We start from the raw sequence: 15,307 nt of genomic DNA, 5'->3' as shown, positions 1-15,307 counted from the left end.
TTATTTAAAGTTCTTGCGGTAGGACTTGAGGATCTCGCCGACGATGCCGCTGCGGAAGCTCAGCACGCAGATCACGAAGATCACCCCGAGGATCGGTCCCACCCAGTTGCCCAGGGGCGACTGGGCCAGCATGTGCTGCAGGCTGACCACGATGCCGGCGCCGACCACCGGGCCGAACAGGGTACCCACCCCGCCGAGCAGGGTCATCAGGATCACCTCGCCGGACATGTGCCAGTGGGCATCGGTCAGGGAAGCGAGCTGGAAGACCACCGTCTTGGTGGAGCCGGCCAGGCCGGCGAGGCCCGCGGAGAGGACGAAGGCCACCAGCTTGTAGGCGTCGACGTTGTAGCCCAGCGAGATCGCCCGCGGCTCGTTCTCGCGAATCGCCTTGAGCACCTGGCCATAGGGCGAGTGCACCGCACGCTGGATCAGAGCGAAGCCGAACAGGAAGATGGCGAACACGAAGTAGTACATCGCCAGGTTGCTGCGCAGGCTGATGATGCCGAACAGCTCGCCCCGCGGTACCCCGTGCAGGCCGTCCTCACCGCCGGTGAAGGGCGACTGGACGTAGACGAAGAACACCAGCTGGGCCAGCGCCAGGGTCACCATGGCGAAGTAGATGCCCTGGCGACGGATCGACAGGGCACCGAACACCGCCCCCAGGGCCACGGCGACCAGGGTGCCTGCGATGATGCCAAGCTCCGGGGTCAAGCCGGGATAGCTGGCCAGCAGGTAGCCGGTGATATAGCCGCCGGTGGCCAGGAAGGCGGCATGCCCGAAGGAGAGCAGCCCCGCATAGCCGAGCAGCAGGTTGAAGGCGCAGGCGAAGAGCGCGAAGCAGAGCACCTTCATCAGGAACACCGGGTAGGCGACGAAGGGCGCCACCAGGCCGATGCCGATCAGCACCAGGTAGAAAACGTTGCGGCGCATATCGGCGCGCCGCTGGCGCTTCATGGAGGGGGTCAGCGTCTGAGTCTGGGTCGCGGACATGGTCATGCCTCCTTGCCGAACAGGCCGGCGGGTCGCAGCAGCAGCACCAGGATCATCACCAGGAAGATCACGGTGTTGGCCGCCTCGGGGTAGTACACCTTGGTCAGGCCCTCGATCAGCCCCATGCCGAGGCCAGTGAGCACGGCGCCGAGGATCGAGCCCATGCCGCCGATCACCACTACCGCGAAGACCACGATCAAGAGGTTCGAGCCCATGGTGGGCGACACCGGGTAGAGCGGTGCGGCCAGCACCCCGGCGAAGGCGGCCAGGGCCACGCCGAAGCCATAGGTGAGGGTGATCAGGAGCGGCACGTTGACGCCGAAGGCCTGCATCAGCGCCGGGTTCTCGGTGCCGGCGCGCAGATAGGCGCCGAGGCGCGTGCGCTCGATCATGTACCAGGTGAAGAGGCAGACCGCGATGGCCGCCACCAGCACGAAGGCGCGGTACTTGGGCAGGAACATGAAGCCGGTCTGGAAACCGCCCTGCAGCAGCTCGGGGGTCGGGTAGCGAGCGCCCGAGACGCCGAAGAAGTTGACCAGGGTCCCCTCGAAGATCAGCGCCAGGCCGAAGGTCAGCAGCAGGCCGTAGAGGTGGTCCAGATGGGCGATGCGGCGCAGCATGGTGCGCTCGAGCAGCATGCCGAACAGGCCGACGATCAGCGGCGCCAGCAGCAACGCCGTCCAGTAGTTGATGCCCAGGTAGCGCATGCCCAGCAGGGTGGCGAAGGCCCCCAGCATGTACATGGCGCCGTGGGCGAAGTTGACGATCTTCAGCAGGCCGAAGATCACCGCGAGGCCCAGGCTGAGCAGGGCGTAGAAGGCACCGTTGATCAGGCCGAGCAGGAGCTGGCCGAGGAACACCGCCAGCGGCACCCCGAATATCATCGTCATGTCAGGAATCTCCCGTCAGAGGGGGCGGCGGCTCGCGCCGCCGCCGGTCTGCTCGCTTCAGTTCTGCACCAGCTTGCACTGGCTCTCGGAGAGCGGACGGTACGCCTCCTCGGCGGGGATGGTGGAGAGGATCTCGTAGAGGTCCCACTCGTGCTCGGACTCGGCCGGCGACTTCACCTGGGCCAGGTACATGTCATGGACCATGCGGCCGTCCTCGCGCAGGCGACCGTTACGGGCGAAGAAGTCGTTGATCTCCTGCCCCATCATGTACTCGCGCACGGTGGCCGGGTCATCGCTGCCGGTGGCCTCGACGGCCTGCAGGTAGTGCATGGTGCTGGAGTAGATGCCGGCCTGGACCATGGTCGGCATGCGACCCACGCGCTCGTAGTAGCGCTCGGACCACTCCCGGGACTCGTCGTCCATGTTCCAGTACCAGCCGGTGGTCAACAGCAGCCCCTGGGTATCCTCGAGGCCCATGGCGTAGACGTCGTTGAGGAAGACCAGCAGACCGGCGAGCTGCTGGCCAGCCTGGACCACGCCGAACTGGCTGGCGGTCATGATGGAGTTGACGGTATCGGAGCCGGCGTTGGCCAGGCCGATGATCTTGGCGCCGGAGCCCTGGGCCTGGAGGATGTAGGAGGAGAAGTCGTCGGTGGGGAAGGGATGGCGCACGCCCCCAATGATCTCGCCGCCGGCTTCCTCGACCACGCGGGTCACATCGCCCTCCAGGGCGTGGCCGAAGGCGTAGTCGGCGGTAAGCATGAACCAGCTGTCACCGCCCTGCTCCACCACCGCGCGAGCAGTGCCGTTGGCCAGCGGGTAGGTGTCATAGACCCAGTGGATATGATTCGGGGTGCAGTGCTCGTTGGTGATGCTCGAGGCGGCGGAGGCGGAGACGATGCCGAAGCTGTTGTTCTCCTCCAGCACGCGGGTCACGGCGATGGTCACCGAGGAGGCCACCAGGCCCGCCACCATGTCGACATTGCGAGTGTCGATCCATTCGCGCACGGTGCTGGCGCCCACGTCGGCGCTGTTGCGGTCGTCGGCGCTGAACACCTGGATCGGTGCGCCGTTGACGTTGCCACCGAAGTCCTCGACGGCCATGCGCAGCGCCTCGAGGCCGCCGGGGCCGGCCAGATCGCGGTAGGTGCCGGACATGTCGGCCAGGTAGCCGATGCGCACCTCGCCGTCACTGATCTCGGCCTGGGCGGTGGTGGCCATGGCGGCGGTGGCGGCCAGGGCGACGGCGGCGGTAAGGCTCTTCTTGATGAAGGTCATGTGATTCTCCTCTGCCCCGAGGCGGGGCTCTTGTTGTTGTTACGACAGTTGTTGCATTCGTTGTTGCCGCGGCGAGGAGCAGCGGCGGCTCATACGCCCAGCAGGGTATGCAGGTGCTCGCGCCGGCTCGGCAGCTCCGCCGCCGAGATCTCCTCGACGATCATCCCGTGATCCATCACGAAGTGGCGGTCGGCCAAGGGGGCGGCAAAGCGGAAGTTCTGCTCCACCAGCACGATGGTCATGCCGCGCTCCTTGAGCTTGACCAGCACCTCGCCCAGCTTCTGGACGATGACCGGCGCCAGCCCCTCGGTGATCTCGTCGAGCAGCAGCAGCCGCGCCCCGGTGCGCAGGATCCGCGCCATGGCCAGCATCTGCTGCTCGCCCCCGGAGAGCCGGGTGCCCTGACTGCGCCGCCGCTCGTAGAGGTTGGGGAACATCTCGTAGATCTCGTCGATCGACATTCCGCCGGAGCGCACCGTGGGCGGCAGCAGCAGGTTCTCCTCGACGTCGAGGCTGGCGAAGATGCCGCGCTCCTCGGGGCAGTAGCCAATGCCCAACCGCGGGATGCGGTGGGCCTTCATGCCCAGGGTCTCGTTGCCGTTGATCATGATCGAGCCGGTGCGCCGGCCGACCATGTTCATGATCGACTTGAGGGTGGTGCTGCGCCCGGCGCCGTTGCGCCCGAGCAGGGTCACCAGCTCGCCACGCTTCACATTGAAATCGACGCCGTGGAGGATATGGGACTCGCCGTAGAAGGCGTGCAGGTCGCTGACCCGGAGCATCTCGGCGCCATCGTTGTCCTGGTACTGGAGCGCCGGGTCCTGCACCGCTTGGGCTGCCTGATTCATGCCGTGGCCTCCTCTTCCGCCGCTTCGCTGCCCATGTAGGCCTCCTTGACCCGCGGGTCGGCGGAGACGGTGGCGTAGTCGCCCTCGGCCAGCACCGCGCCGCGGGCCAGCACGGTGATGCGGTCGCACAGCCGGCTCACCACGCTGAGGTTGTGCTCCACCATCAGCACGGTGCGCCCGCGGGCCACGCGGCGGATCAGCTCGACGATGCGATCGACGTCCTCGGCGCCCATGCCCTGGGTCGGCTCGTCGAGCAGCATCATGGTCGGGTCCATGGCCAGGGTGGTGGCCACTTCCAGGGCGCGCTTGCGGCCGTAGGGCATCTCCACGGTGAGCACGTCGGCGTACTCGCGCAGGCCCACCTCCTCGAGCAGCTCGATGGCGCGGTCGTTGAGGTGGTCGAGGGTGCGTTCGGACTTCCAGAAGTGGAAGGAGGTGCCCATGGGACGCTGCAGCGCCACGCGCACGTTCTCCATGGCGGTCATGTGGCCGAACACCGCGGAGATCTGGAAGGAGCGCACGAGGCCCAGGCGGGCGATCTCGTTGGCCTTCATGCCGGTGATCGGCTTGCCGCGATAGAGGATCTCGCCGCGAGTGGGCGGCAGGAACTTGGTGAGCAGGTTGAAGACCGTGGTCTTGCCCGCCCCGTTGGGGCCGATCAGGGCATGGATATGCCCCTCCTGGACCTGCAGGTTGACATCGTCCACGGCGGTGAAGCCGCGAAACTCCTTGGTCAACCCGCGAGTTTCCAGTATGTACTCATCTGCCATATTGATTCCCTTGTCGTTGTTGATAATCAGGCAGCGGATGCAAAGGGGCGCCACCGGGCACCCGGTGTCATAGTGACTCGCATAAAGGAAGTCCCAGCGCGATGCGCTGCTTCAGCCAGGGGCTGACGCGATAGCGTGGCTCGCCATAGTGGTCGTGGAGGCAGCCGAGCACCCGGGCGAAGGTCTGGGGCCCGAAGCGCTCGCCGAAGGCCAGCGGACCCTGCGGGTAGCCCAGCGCCAGCTTGACGGCACGGTCGAGGGTGGCCGGCTCGGCCACGCCGCGGCGCACGATCTCGCTGCCGATATTGACCATGAAGGCGAGGATGCGCTGGGCCACGAAGCCCGGCGAGTCGTGAATCACCTCCACCGGCACCCCATCGGCGCCGAGGGCCGCGCTCGCCTCGGCCAGCACCGCCTCGTCGATGGCGGGGTGGCGCATCAGCACCCGGCAGGCATCGAAGCCAGCCAGGGTCTCAAGCGCCAGGGTGCGCTCCGCCGGCAGGCCCCGCTCGGCGATGGTCTCGCTGACCGTCTCCCCCTGGAGTGTCACCAGGCAGATGGCCTCCTCCGAGGGTCCCGCCCCCTCCTCCAGACGCGAGCCGGCCGCCTCGGCCAGGCGGGCGATGCGCTCACGCCACTCGGGCTCCCGGCGATCCAGCCAGAAGGGGCGCGTGACGGGGACCGCCGGCGGCGGCACGACGTCCGGCTCGAGCCGTTTGCCCTGCGCGTAGCGGTAGAACCCCTCGCCGCTCTTGCGCCCCAGCAGGCCGGCGGCAATGCGACGCGGCACCTGCCAGGAGGGCGTGTAGTAGGGGTCGTCATAGAACTGGCGGTAGACCGACTCCATCACCGCATGGGTCACATCGAGGCCGATCAGGTCCAGCAGCTCGAAGGGGCCCATGCGAAAGCCGAGGCTCAATGTCAGGATCCGGTCGATCTGCGCCGGCGTGGCGATCCCCTCGTCCACCAGGCGCAGGGCCTCGGGGACGTAGGCGCGCCCGGCGTGGTTGACCAGGAACCCGGGGGTGTCCGGGGTCAGCGCCGGGAAGTGGCCGGCCTGCCGGGCCAGCCGCTCGAGCCGCGCGATCACCTCGGGGCGGGTCAGCTCGCCGCGCACCACCTCGACGATCTTCATCAGCGGCACGGGGTTGAAGAAGTGGTAGCCTGCCACCCGCTCGGGGTGACGGCAGGCGCTGGCGAGGCGCGTCACCGACAGCGACGAGGTGTTGCTGGCCAGTATCGCCTCATGGGAGACCACCTCCTCCAGCTGACGCAGCAGCGCCTGCTTGGCCTCCAGGTTCTCGACGATCGCCTCGATCACCAGGTCGCACTCGGCAAGCCCGGCCAGGCCATCGCTTTGGTGGATGCGGGCCAGCGTCGCCTCACGCTCTTCCGCCGAGAGGCGCCCCTTGGCCACCGAGCGCTCCAGCAGCTCGCCGATGAACCCCAGTGCCTCCTCGATGGCCCCTTCACGGCTGTCATGCAGCCACACCTCGTGGCCCGCCACGGCGAACAGCTGGACGATACCCCGCCCCATCACGCCGCTGCCGACGACGCCGATCCTCTCTTTCGCTGACTGCGACACGCCTCACCTCCTTAGAGCTTGCTCTCGAGTTCCGGCAGCGCCTGGAAGAGATCGGCCACTAATCCATAGTCCGCGACCTGGAAGATCGGCGCCTCCTCGTCCTTGTTGATGGCGACGATCACCTTGGAGTCCTTCATGCCGGCCAGGTGCTGGATGGCACCCGAGATGCCCACGGCGATGTAGAGGTCCGGGGCGACGATCTTGCCGGTCTGGCCCACCTGCATGTCGTTGGGCACGAAGCCCGCGTCCACCGCGGCGCGCGAGGCACCGATAGCCGCCCCCAGCTTGTCGGCGATGCCGTCGAGCAGCATGAAGTTCTCGCCGTTGCCCATGCCACGGCCGCCGGAGATCACCACCTTGGCCGCCCCCAGCTCGGGGCGGTCGGACTGGGCCAGCTCCTCCTTGAGGAAGGTGGACTGGGCGTTGTCGGCCCCTTTCGTGAAGGACAGGTCCACCGCCTCGACGGCGGCGCTGCCACCCTCGGTCCCTCTATCAGGGCAGGCATCGAAGCCGGTGGTGCGCACGGTGATCACCTTGAGGGCGTCCTCGCTCTGCACGGTGGCGATGGCGTTGCCGGCGTAGATCGGGCGCTTGAAGGTGTCCGGGGACGCCACCGCGATGATCTCGGAGATCTGCGCCACGTCCTTGAGTGCGGCGACCCGGGGCAGCACGTTCTTGCCGGTGGTGGAGGCACAGGCCAGCACGTGGCTGTAGTCCGCGGCAAGCTCCGCGATCAGCGCCGCGGTGGGCTCGGCCAGCAGGTGGGCGTAGGCGGCGTGGTCGGCCACGCGAACGCGGGAGACGCCGTCGAGCTTGGCGGCGGCCTCGGCGATGGCGGCGACGCCTTCGCCGGCCACCAGCACATCGATATCGCCACCACTCTCTTTGACAATCTGCTTGGCAGCGGCGACCACATGGGCGATGGCGCCGGCCAGGGCGCCGTCGTGATGTTCAGCGAGTACCAGAATGCTCATGAGATCCGCTCCTTTCAAAGCACTTTGGCTTCGTTCTTCAGTTTGTCGACCAGCTCATCCACGGAGCCCACCTTGACGCCGCCCTGGCGCTCGGCCGGCGGCTCGACCTTGAGCAGCTTGACCTTCGAGGCCACCTCGACGCCGAGATCCGCCGGGCTCTTGACGTCCAGCGGCTTCTTCTTGGCCTTCATGATGTCCGGCAGCTTGGCGTAGCGCGGCTCGTTGAGGCGCAGGTCGGTGGTGACGATGGCGGGCAGGGTCAGCTCGATGGTCTGCAGGCCGCCGTCTATCTCGCGGGTCACCTGCACCTTCTCACCGTCCACGGCCACCTCGGAGGCGAAGGTGCCCTGGGGCAGGCCGGTCAGGGCCGCCAGCATCTGGCCGGTCTGGTTGTTGTCGGTGTCGATGGCCTGCTTGCCGAGGATCACCAGGCCCGGCTGCTCCTCTTCCACCAGCTTGGCCAGCGCCTTGGCGGCGCCCAGCGACTCGACGCGCTCGTCGGTCTCGACGTGGATGGCGCGGTCGGCACCCAGCGCCAGGGCGGTGCGCAGCTGCTCCTGGGCGGCCTTGGGGCCCACCGTCACGGCGACGATCTCGGTGGCCACCCCGCGCTCCTTCAGGCGCACCGCCTCTTCCACGGCGATCTCGCAGAAGGGATTCATGGCCATCTTGACGTTGGTGAGGTCGACGTCGGAATTGTCCGGCTTGACCCGGATCTTGACGTTGTAGTCGATGACGCGTTTGACCGCGACGAGGACTTTCATGGCGTATCTCCCGTAGCTTGTTGTTGGGTGCGCCGAGCCGGGGCTCAGCAGAAGGCCTGGAGGCCGGTCTGCGCCCGACCCAGAATCAGCGCGTGAACGTCGTGGGTGCCCTCGTAGGTATTCACCACCTCGAGGTTGACCAGGTGGCGCGCCACCCCGAACTCGTCGCTGATCCCGTTGCCCCCCAGCATGTCGCGGGCCAGGCGGGCGATATCCAGCGCCTTGCCGCAGCTGTTGCGCTTCATGATCGAGGTGATCTCCACCGCGGCGGTGCCCTCGTCCTTCATGCGCCCCAGCCGCAGGCAGCCCTGCAGGGCCAGGCAGATATCGGTCTGCATGTCGGCCAGCTTCTTCTGGATCAGCTGGTTGGCGGCCAGCGGGCGACCGAACTGCTGGCGGTCCAGGGTGTACTGGCGTGCGGTGCGCCAGCAGTCCTCGGCGGCGCCGAGCGCGCCCCAGCTGATGCCGTAACGGGCCGAGTTGAGACAAGTGAAGGGACCCTTGAGGCCGCGCACCTCGGGAAACATGTTCTCCTCGGGCACGAAGACGCTGTCCATGACGATCTCGCCGGTGATCGAGGCGCGCAGGCCCACCTTGCCGTGGATCGCCGGGGCGGAGAGGCCCTCCCAACCCTTCTCCAGCACGAAGCCGCGAATATCGCCCTCGTCATCCTTGGCCCACACCACGAAGACGTCGGCGATGGGGCTATTGGTGATCCAGGTCTTGTTACCGGTCAGGCGGTAGCCACCCTCGACCTTGCGCGCGCGGGACACCATGGAACCGGGGTCGGAGCCGTGGTTGGGTTCGGTCAGGCCGAAGCAGCCGATCCACTCGCCGCTGGCGAGCTTGGGCAGGTACTTCTGCTTGGTGGCCTCGTTGCCGAACTCGTTGATCGGCACCATCACCAGAGAGGACTGCACGCTCATCATGGAGCGGTAGCCGGAGTCGACGCGCTCGATCTCCCGGGCGATCAGCCCGTAGCAGACGTAGTTGAGGCCGCTACCGCCATACTGCTCGGGGATGGTGGCGCCGAGCAGGCCGGTCTCGCCCATCTCGCGGAAGATGGCCGGGTCGGTCTGCTCGTGGCGGAAGGCTTCCAGCACGCGGGGAGCGAGCTTGTCGGCGGCGAACTGGGCGGCACTCTGCTGCACCAGGCGCTCTTCGTCGCTGAGCTGCTGGTCGAAGAGCAGCGGGTCCTGCCAGTGGAAGGCGGGCATCTGGGACATGGCGAAGGTTCCTGTCGTTGTCGTTGGGGGCACTGACGGAGGTCAGCTGGCCTCGATAAGGTCGGCATAGGCCTTGAGGTGGCGATCGTTATCGCCGAAGCGATGGCCAAGCATCACCAGGTGGCGGGCATGGTGGGCGAGGCTGTACTCCCAGGTCATGCCGATACCGCCGTGGAGCTGGATCGCCTCTTCGGCGATGAAACGGGCCGCGCGCTTGACCACGTGCTGGGCAGCAATCAGCTGGCGGCTGCGCTCGAGGCTTGCCGGCTCGTCGGCCACGCAGGCGGCGAGGATCGCCATGGAGGTGGCCAGCTCCAGCTCGGTGGTCATGTCCACCATGCGGTGCTGGAGCACCTGGAAGCGGCCGATGGGGTGGCCGAACTGCTGGCGGGTCTTGAGGTAGTCCAGGGTCAGCTCGCAGGCCTGCTGCATGCTGCCCACCGCCTCGGCGCACTGGGCCGCCATGGCGCGCCCCAGCTGGTGGTCCAGGGCCGCGAAGGCCTCTCCGGCACCGCCCAGTAGGGCGTCATCGGCCAGGGCCACGCCCTCGAGGGTGAGGTCGCAGGCCCAGGGGCCCGCCATGGTGGGATAGGCGCGGCGCTGCACGCCCTCCGCAGCCGGGTCGACCAGGAACAGCGAGAGGCCATCACGCTCGTCGGGCTCGCCCGCCGTGCGCGCCACCACCAGGATCCGGTGGGCGGCCTGACCGCCGATCACCACCGACTTGCGGCCGGTCAGCCGCCAGCCGTCGGCGGCGCGCTCGGCCCGGGTCTCGGTCCACTCGGGCCGATAGTGGGTGCGCGGCTCCTCGCTGGCCACCGCGAGCAAGAGCTCGCCCGCGGCCAGGGCCGGCAGCAGCGCCTCGCGCTGGGCCTCGCTGCCCAGCGCCTGCACCAGGCCGCCGCCGAGGATCTGCGACTCCAGGTAGGGCTCCAGGCAGAGGCCGCGGCCGAGCTCCTGCATCACCACCAGGTTCTCGACCCCGCTGCCGCCCATGCCGCCATGGGCCTCGTCGATGGGCACCGCCAGCACGCCGAGTTCGGCCAGCTGGGCCTGGAAGGCCTCGCTGAAGCCCGGCGCGCTGCGCTGCACCTGGTCGCGCTGTTCGAAACCGTAGTGCTCCCTGACCAGTCGGGCCAGCATGTCCTGCAGCATCTGCTGCTCGTCACTGAAGGAAAAGTCCATGGTGGCCTCCTATAAGCCCAGTTGGGCCTTCGCCAGGATGTTCTTCTGGATCTCGTTGGAGCCGCCGTAGATCGACAGCTTGCGCAGGTTCAAGTACTGGGCGGCCGGCGCCACGCTGTAGTCAGCGTGCAGCGGCTCGCCGTCGTGCTCGAGCTGCATCTCTTCGGCCAGGACCGGCAGGGCGTGGGGGCCCAGCACCCGGCGGACTAGGTCGCTGATCGCCTGGCGAATCTCGGAGCCGGTGATCTTGAGGATCGAGCTCTCCGCCCCCGGCACCCCGCCGGCCTGGGCACGAGCGAGGATGCGCAGGGTGCTCATCTCCACCGCCATCAGGCGCATCTCCACCTCGGCGATGCGCTGCCGCAGCAGCGGGTCCTCCAGCGCCGGACGGCCCTCGATCACCTCGTGGCGGGCGATCTCCTTGAGGTGGGCCAGGGCCGCCTTGGAGATGCCGATGCCGGCCTGGCCGGTGCGCTCGTGGGTCAGCAGGTACTTGGCGCAGGTCCAGCCGTCGTTCTCCTCGCCCACCAGGTTGTCCACCGGTACCCGGACGTTGTCGAAGAACACCTCGTTGACCTCATGGGCGCCGTCCAGGGTGATGATCGGCCGCACCGAGATGCCTGGGCTCTCCATGTCGATCAGCAGGAAGGAGATGCCGGCCTGGGGCTTGGCCTCGGGGTCGGTGCGCACCAGGCAGAAGATCCAGTTGGCGTGCTGGCCCAGGGTGGTCCAGGTCTTCTGTCCGTTGACGATGTAGTGGTCGCCCTCGCGCACCGCCCGGGTCTTCACCGCGGCCAGGTCGGAGCCGGCGCCGGGCTCGGAGTAGCCCTGGCACCACCAGTCCGTGCCGTCGAGGATGCGCGGCAGGTAGTGGGCCTTCTGCTCGGGGGTGCCGAACTTGATGATCACCGGCGCCACCATGTTGACGCCGAAGGAGATCAGCCGCGGTGCACCCGCCGCCGCGCACTCCTCCTCGAAGATGTGCTTCTCCACCACGCTCCAGCCGGTGCCGCCGTGCTCCACCGGCCAGTTGGCGGCATACCAGCCGCGGCGGAAGAGGATCGCCTGCCAGCGCTGGTGATCCCCCTTGGCGAGCTTCTTGCCGAGCCGCACCTTGGCGGCGATATCGGCGGGCAGCTCGGCCTCGAGGAAGGCCCGCACCTCATCGCGGAAGGCCAGCTCCTGTTCGCTGAAATGGATATTCATGGGGTGGTCCCTCTTGTGTTGTCTCCGCCGGCGTTGAGCGAGCGGCTGTCGCGGCCGCGAGCCAGGAAGGCCTCGACCTTGGCCTGGCGCTGGGGCGAGGCCAGGCACTCCAGGAAGAGCTCCCGCTCGCGGGCGAGCGCCGTGGTGAAGGGATGGGTCATGGCAGCCTCCAGGGCCTCGACGGCCTTGAGGGGCGACAGGTCGCCCGAGGCGGGCAGCGCCAGCGACTCGCGCTGGGCGGCCAGCCACTCGAGCGGCGCCTCGCTGGCGGCGGCGAGCGTACGCTCCCGCGTGGGGCGCACGCCCTGCCGGGCCAGCTCCGCCGCCATGGCGATGCGCGCCTCCTCGGGGGTATGCCCCTGGTCGGCCACGCCATCCACCAGCCCCAGCTCGAGGGCCTTGTCGGCGCCGATGGGCTCGCCGGAGAGGATCAGTTCCAGGGCGGCCTCGAGCCCGACGAGCCGCGGCAGCCGCTGGGTGCCGCCGGCGCCGGGAATCAGCCCCAGCTTGACCTCCGGCAGCCCGAAGCGCGCATCGGGCGCGGCGAGCCGATAGTGGCAGGCCATGGCCAGCTCCAGGCCGCCGCCCAGGGCGACGCCGTGGAGCCAGGCCACCACCGGCTTGGGCGAGTCTTCGATGGCAGCGATCACCTCGGGCAGCACCGGCGCCTGAGGCGGCTTGCCGAACTCCTTGATATCGGCGCCGGCGGAGAAGCAGCGCCCGCCGGACTGCAGCAGGACCCACTCCACCCGGGCATCCTCCAGGGCGGCGTCCAGGGCCTCCACCAGGCCAGAGCGCACGGTCTGGCTCAGGGCATTCACCGGCGGGCTGAAGAGCGTGACCAGGCCGCAGCTCTCATGTCGGGTCAGGGTGACGGGGTTGCACATGGCGCGTTCTCTCCCGGTTGTTGTTGTCGGCCGAGCCAGGGGGCTCAACGATGCCGCCAGACCGGCGGGCGTTTCTCGATGAAGGCCTGCATGCCCTCCTTATGGTCCTCGGTGGCGAAGCTGGCGTGCAGCAGCCGGCGCTCGAAGCGCACGCCCTCGGCCAGGGTGGTCTCCTGGGCCCGCTCGACGGCCTCCTTGTTGAGACGCACCGCCACCGCCGACATCGAGGCGATCTGGGCCGCCGCGGTCATCGCCTCGTCCATCAGCCTCTCCGCCGGTACCACCCGGCTCACCAGACCGCTGCGCTCGGCCTCATCGGCCGCCATCAGGCGGCCGGTCAGGCACAGGTCCATCGCCTTGGCCTTGCCGACGGCGCGGGTCAGCCGCTGGGTGCCGCCGGCGCCGGGCAGGGTGCCCACCTTGATCTCGGGCTGGCCGAAGCGGGCCGTGTCGGCGGCGATGATCAGGTCGCACATCATGGCCAGCTCGCAGCCGCCGCCCAGGGCCATCCCGGCCACCGCGGCGATCACCGGCTTGCGGCAACGGGTCACCTCTTCCCAGGCGTCGGTGACGAAGTCGCCGAGATAGGCCTCGGAGAAGGTCAGCGACTGGATCTCCTTGATGTCGGCCCCGGCGGCGAAGACCCGCTCACCGCCGGTGATGACCATGGCGCCGATGGAGTCGTCCCGCTCGAAGGCGTGCAGTGCGCCGCCCAGCTCGCGCATCAGCGCCCCGCTCAGGGCGTTGTGGGCCTCGGGGCGGTGAAGGGTGATCACACCGACGGCGCCCGTGCGCTCGACCCGCAGATTCTCGTACATGGATGCCTCCGGAGTGCCGTGGCCGGAAGGGCTCCCCGGCCGATTCATGACAGTGTGTTGTCGCATCGCTCGGGCCGAACCGGGCCCGATCTACAGCCGAGTCTAGCCAGCCCCAAAATAAAAGACAATGTATTGACATATTTTTTATCGTAGCCTAGCTTTCTCCAAGGCGCACGGCGATGGCGGCGCCAGTTCTCAAACAAGCATTTGACCAAAAACAAGCCACTTTCAGGAGCTTGCATGCCAATCCATACGAATCTGACGCTCGAGCGCAGGCAATCCATGGTCGAGCTAGGTGCCTGGAACGACAAGATCATTACAGACTATCTGGACGAGGCGGTGGCCTCCGCCGGAGAGAAGGCCGCCATCATCACCTGCCGAATGAGCGACGGCAGCCGCGTCGAGCTGAGCTACCGCGAGCTGAACGACCGCGTCACGCGCATTGCGGCGGGACTGGCGGAGCTGGGGGTAAGAAAGGGCGATATCGTCTCCTGCCAGCTGCCCAACTGGTGGCAGATGACCGCACTGCATCTCGCCTGCGTCCGCATCGGCGCCGTGCTCAACCCGCTGATGCCGATCTTCCGCGAGCATGAGCTCTCGTTCATGCTCGGCATGGCCGAGAGCAAGGTGCTGGTGGTCCCCCAGACCTTCCGCACGTTCGACCACGGCGCCATGGCCCATGAGCTCAAGCGATCGCTACCCAAGCTGGCGCATGTGCTGGTGATCGGCAGCGAGGCGGAAGACAGCTTCGAACGGGTGCTGCTGGAGCGCGCCTGGGAAGACGAGGTCGACACCGCCGCCCTGTTTCGGGAACGCCGCCCCTCCGGAGACGACGTGGTGCAGATCCTCTATACCTCCGGCACCACCGGGAAGCCCAAGGGGGTGATGCACACCTCCAACACCCTGTTCAGCAATATCCGCCCCTTCGCCGAGCGCCTGGCACTCGGCGCGGCGGACACCGTCTTCATGCCCTCCCCGCTGGCCCACCAGCTGGGCTTCCTCTACGGCCTGATGCTGCCCGTCTATCTCAAGGCCAGCGTGGTGCTCCAGGACACCTGGCTGTCGGAAGAGGCCGTGGCCATCATCCGCGCCGAACGGCCCAGCCTGATGCTCGGCTCGACCCCTTTCCTGGCCGATATCGCCGAGCAGGCCATCGCCCACGGCCCGGAGCTACAGTCGCTGAAGCTGTTCCTGTGTGTCGGCGCCCCGATCCCCAGCCCCCTGGTGGAGAAGGCCGCCCAGAACCTGCCGACGCGCATCCTCTCCGCCTGGGGCATGACCGAGAACGGCGCGGTGACCACCACCCTGCCCGAGGACGACCCGGAGCGTGCCGTGCATACCGACGGTGTGCCGCTGCCCTATATCGAGCTCAAGGTCACCGACATGGAGGGCAACCCCCTGCCCGCCGGCCAGGAGGGCCCCCTCTATATGCGCGGCGCCAGCCTCTTCGTCGGCTACTTCAAGCAGCCGGAGCTCTACGGGGTGGATGACGAGGGCTGGTTCCCCACCGGCGACCTGGCGCGCCTCGACGAGCAGGGCTATGTGCGCATCACCGGGCGCTCCAAGGACGTGGTGATCCGCGGCGGCGAGAACATTCCCATCGTCGATATCGAGAACACCCTCTACCAGCACCCGAAGATCCAGACCCTGGCCCTGGTGGGCAAGCCCGACGAGCGCCTCGGCGAGCGGCTGTGCGCCTACGTGACCCTCAAGGAGGGCGAGGAATCGCTGACCCTCGAGGAGATCTGCGACTTCCTGACCGAACGCAAGGTGACCCGCCAGTACCAGCCGGAATTCCTGGAGGTGCTCGACGAACTGCCGCGCACCCCCTCCGGCAAGATCCAGAAGTTCAAGCTGCGCGAGAGGCCCCTCCAGGGCGCCTGAAG

Annotated in this window: 14 protein-coding genes; 1 reads left to right on the top strand and 13 read right to left on the bottom strand. The window is 67.9% G+C overall.

The window, feature by feature from the left end:
* The 13 genes from NHL60_RS02835 to NHL60_RS02775 form a co-directional block, all read right to left on the bottom strand.
* Positions 1 to 990: a branched-chain amino acid ABC transporter permease gene (locus NHL60_RS02835; RefSeq protein ID WP_253448755.1), complete on the bottom strand. Its 990-nt coding sequence runs from the start codon at positions 988 to 990 to the stop codon at positions 1 to 3.
* A gap of 2 nt (positions 991 to 992) precedes the next feature.
* The gene (locus tag NHL60_RS02830) at positions 993 to 1,880 is read right to left on the bottom strand and encodes a branched-chain amino acid ABC transporter permease (protein WP_253448753.1); all 888 of its coding nucleotides are present in this window, start codon (positions 1,878 to 1,880) and stop codon (positions 993 to 995) included.
* A 57-nt stretch (positions 1,881 to 1,937) separates the two neighbouring features.
* On the bottom strand, positions 1,938 to 3,158 hold the full coding sequence (locus NHL60_RS02825) for an ABC transporter substrate-binding protein (protein WP_253448752.1): 1,221 nt from the start codon (positions 3,156 to 3,158) through the stop codon (positions 1,938 to 1,940).
* Between the two features lie 89 nt (positions 3,159 to 3,247).
* Positions 3,248 to 3,940 (bottom strand): ABC transporter ATP-binding protein, encoded by a 693-nt coding sequence (locus NHL60_RS02820; RefSeq protein WP_253451963.1) that lies wholly within the window; start codon positions 3,938 to 3,940, stop codon positions 3,248 to 3,250.
* A gap of 62 nt (positions 3,941 to 4,002) precedes the next feature.
* Positions 4,003 to 4,776 carry an ABC transporter ATP-binding protein gene (locus NHL60_RS02815; RefSeq protein WP_253448750.1) on the bottom strand — a complete coding sequence of 258 codons (774 nt, stop codon included), beginning with the start codon at positions 4,774 to 4,776 and terminating at the stop codon, positions 4,003 to 4,005.
* A 67-nt stretch (positions 4,777 to 4,843) separates the two neighbouring features.
* Positions 4,844 to 6,361, bottom strand: coding sequence for a 3-hydroxyacyl-CoA dehydrogenase (locus tag NHL60_RS02810; RefSeq protein WP_301271088.1), 1,518 nt, complete (start codon positions 6,359 to 6,361; stop codon positions 4,844 to 4,846).
* A gap of 11 nt (positions 6,362 to 6,372) precedes the next feature.
* Positions 6,373 to 7,335 carry an electron transfer flavoprotein subunit alpha/FixB family protein gene (locus NHL60_RS02805; RefSeq protein WP_253448748.1) on the bottom strand — a complete coding sequence of 321 codons (963 nt, stop codon included), beginning with the start codon at positions 7,333 to 7,335 and terminating at the stop codon, positions 6,373 to 6,375.
* A 14-nt stretch (positions 7,336 to 7,349) separates the two neighbouring features.
* Positions 7,350 to 8,099: an electron transfer flavoprotein subunit beta/FixA family protein gene (locus NHL60_RS02800; protein ID WP_253448746.1), complete on the bottom strand. Its 750-nt coding sequence runs from the start codon at positions 8,097 to 8,099 to the stop codon at positions 7,350 to 7,352.
* A gap of 44 nt (positions 8,100 to 8,143) precedes the next feature.
* Positions 8,144 to 9,325 (bottom strand): acyl-CoA dehydrogenase, encoded by a 1,182-nt coding sequence (locus tag NHL60_RS02795; RefSeq protein ID WP_253448745.1) that lies wholly within the window; start codon positions 9,323 to 9,325, stop codon positions 8,144 to 8,146.
* 42 nt (positions 9,326 to 9,367) lie between these two features.
* Positions 9,368 to 10,510, bottom strand: a complete 1,143-nt coding sequence (locus tag NHL60_RS02790; protein ID WP_253448743.1) for an acyl-CoA dehydrogenase family protein — start codon at positions 10,508 to 10,510, stop codon at positions 9,368 to 9,370.
* 9 nt (positions 10,511 to 10,519) lie between these two features.
* On the bottom strand, positions 10,520 to 11,716 hold the full coding sequence (locus NHL60_RS02785; protein ID WP_253448741.1) for an acyl-CoA dehydrogenase family protein: 1,197 nt from the start codon (positions 11,714 to 11,716) through the stop codon (positions 10,520 to 10,522).
* Complete coding sequence (locus NHL60_RS02780; protein WP_253448739.1) at positions 11,713 to 12,603, bottom strand: enoyl-CoA hydratase/isomerase family protein; 891 nt, start codon at positions 12,601 to 12,603, stop codon at positions 11,713 to 11,715. The genes NHL60_RS02785 and NHL60_RS02780 overlap by 4 nt, the downstream gene beginning before the upstream one ends.
* Before the next feature lie 44 nt (positions 12,604 to 12,647).
* Positions 12,648 to 13,421, bottom strand: a complete 774-nt coding sequence (locus tag NHL60_RS02775) for an enoyl-CoA hydratase (protein ID WP_253448737.1) — start codon at positions 13,419 to 13,421, stop codon at positions 12,648 to 12,650.
* A 240-nt stretch (positions 13,422 to 13,661) separates the two neighbouring features.
* Between NHL60_RS02775 and NHL60_RS02770 the strand changes: the two genes are divergently transcribed.
* Positions 13,662 to 15,305 (top strand): AMP-binding protein, encoded by a 1,644-nt coding sequence (locus tag NHL60_RS02770; RefSeq protein ID WP_253448735.1) that lies wholly within the window; start codon positions 13,662 to 13,664, stop codon positions 15,303 to 15,305.
* Positions 15,306 to 15,307 lie beyond the last annotated feature (2 nt).

The organism is Halomonas sp. Y3, assembly GCF_024137965.1.
Lineage (GTDB): Bacteria > Pseudomonadota > Gammaproteobacteria > Pseudomonadales > Halomonadaceae > Halomonas > Halomonas mongoliensis.
This window is presented reverse-complemented; position numbering and strand designations above follow the sequence as displayed.

What these genes read in the sequence shown, in the direction of transcription:
- NHL60_RS02835 (WP_253448755.1), bottom strand. Translation starts at nt 990, where the DNA reads ATGTCCGCGACCCAGACTCAGACGCTGACCCCCTCCATGAAGCGCCAG.
- NHL60_RS02830 (WP_253448753.1), bottom strand. Translation starts at nt 1,880, where the DNA reads ATGACGATGATATTCGGGGTGCCGCTGGCGGTGTTCCTCGGCCAGCTC.
- NHL60_RS02825 (WP_253448752.1), bottom strand. Translation starts at nt 3,158, where the DNA reads ATGACCTTCATCAAGAAGAGCCTTACCGCCGCCGTCGCCCTGGCCGCC.
- NHL60_RS02820 (WP_253451963.1), bottom strand. Translation starts at nt 3,940, where the DNA reads ATGCTCCGGGTCAGCGACCTGCACGCCTTCTACGGCGAGTCCCATATC.
- NHL60_RS02815 (WP_253448750.1), bottom strand. Translation starts at nt 4,776, where the DNA reads ATGGCAGATGAGTACATACTGGAAACTCGCGGGTTGACCAAGGAGTTT.
- NHL60_RS02805 (WP_253448748.1), bottom strand. Translation starts at nt 7,335, where the DNA reads ATGAGCATTCTGGTACTCGCTGAACATCACGACGGCGCCCTGGCCGGC.
- NHL60_RS02800 (WP_253448746.1), bottom strand. Translation starts at nt 8,099, where the DNA reads ATGAAAGTCCTCGTCGCGGTCAAACGCGTCATCGACTACAACGTCAAG.
- NHL60_RS02795 (WP_253448745.1), bottom strand. Translation starts at nt 9,325, where the DNA reads ATGTCCCAGATGCCCGCCTTCCACTGGCAGGACCCGCTGCTCTTCGAC.
- NHL60_RS02790 (WP_253448743.1), bottom strand. Translation starts at nt 10,510, where the DNA reads ATGGACTTTTCCTTCAGTGACGAGCAGCAGATGCTGCAGGACATGCTG.
- NHL60_RS02785 (WP_253448741.1), bottom strand. Translation starts at nt 11,716, where the DNA reads ATGAATATCCATTTCAGCGAACAGGAGCTGGCCTTCCGCGATGAGGTG.
- NHL60_RS02780 (WP_253448739.1), bottom strand. Translation starts at nt 12,603, where the DNA reads ATGTGCAACCCCGTCACCCTGACCCGACATGAGAGCTGCGGCCTGGTC.
- NHL60_RS02775 (WP_253448737.1), bottom strand. Translation starts at nt 13,421, where the DNA reads ATGTACGAGAATCTGCGGGTCGAGCGCACGGGCGCCGTCGGTGTGATC.
- NHL60_RS02770 (WP_253448735.1), top strand. Translation starts at nt 13,662, where the DNA reads ATGCCAATCCATACGAATCTGACGCTCGAGCGCAGGCAATCCATGGTC.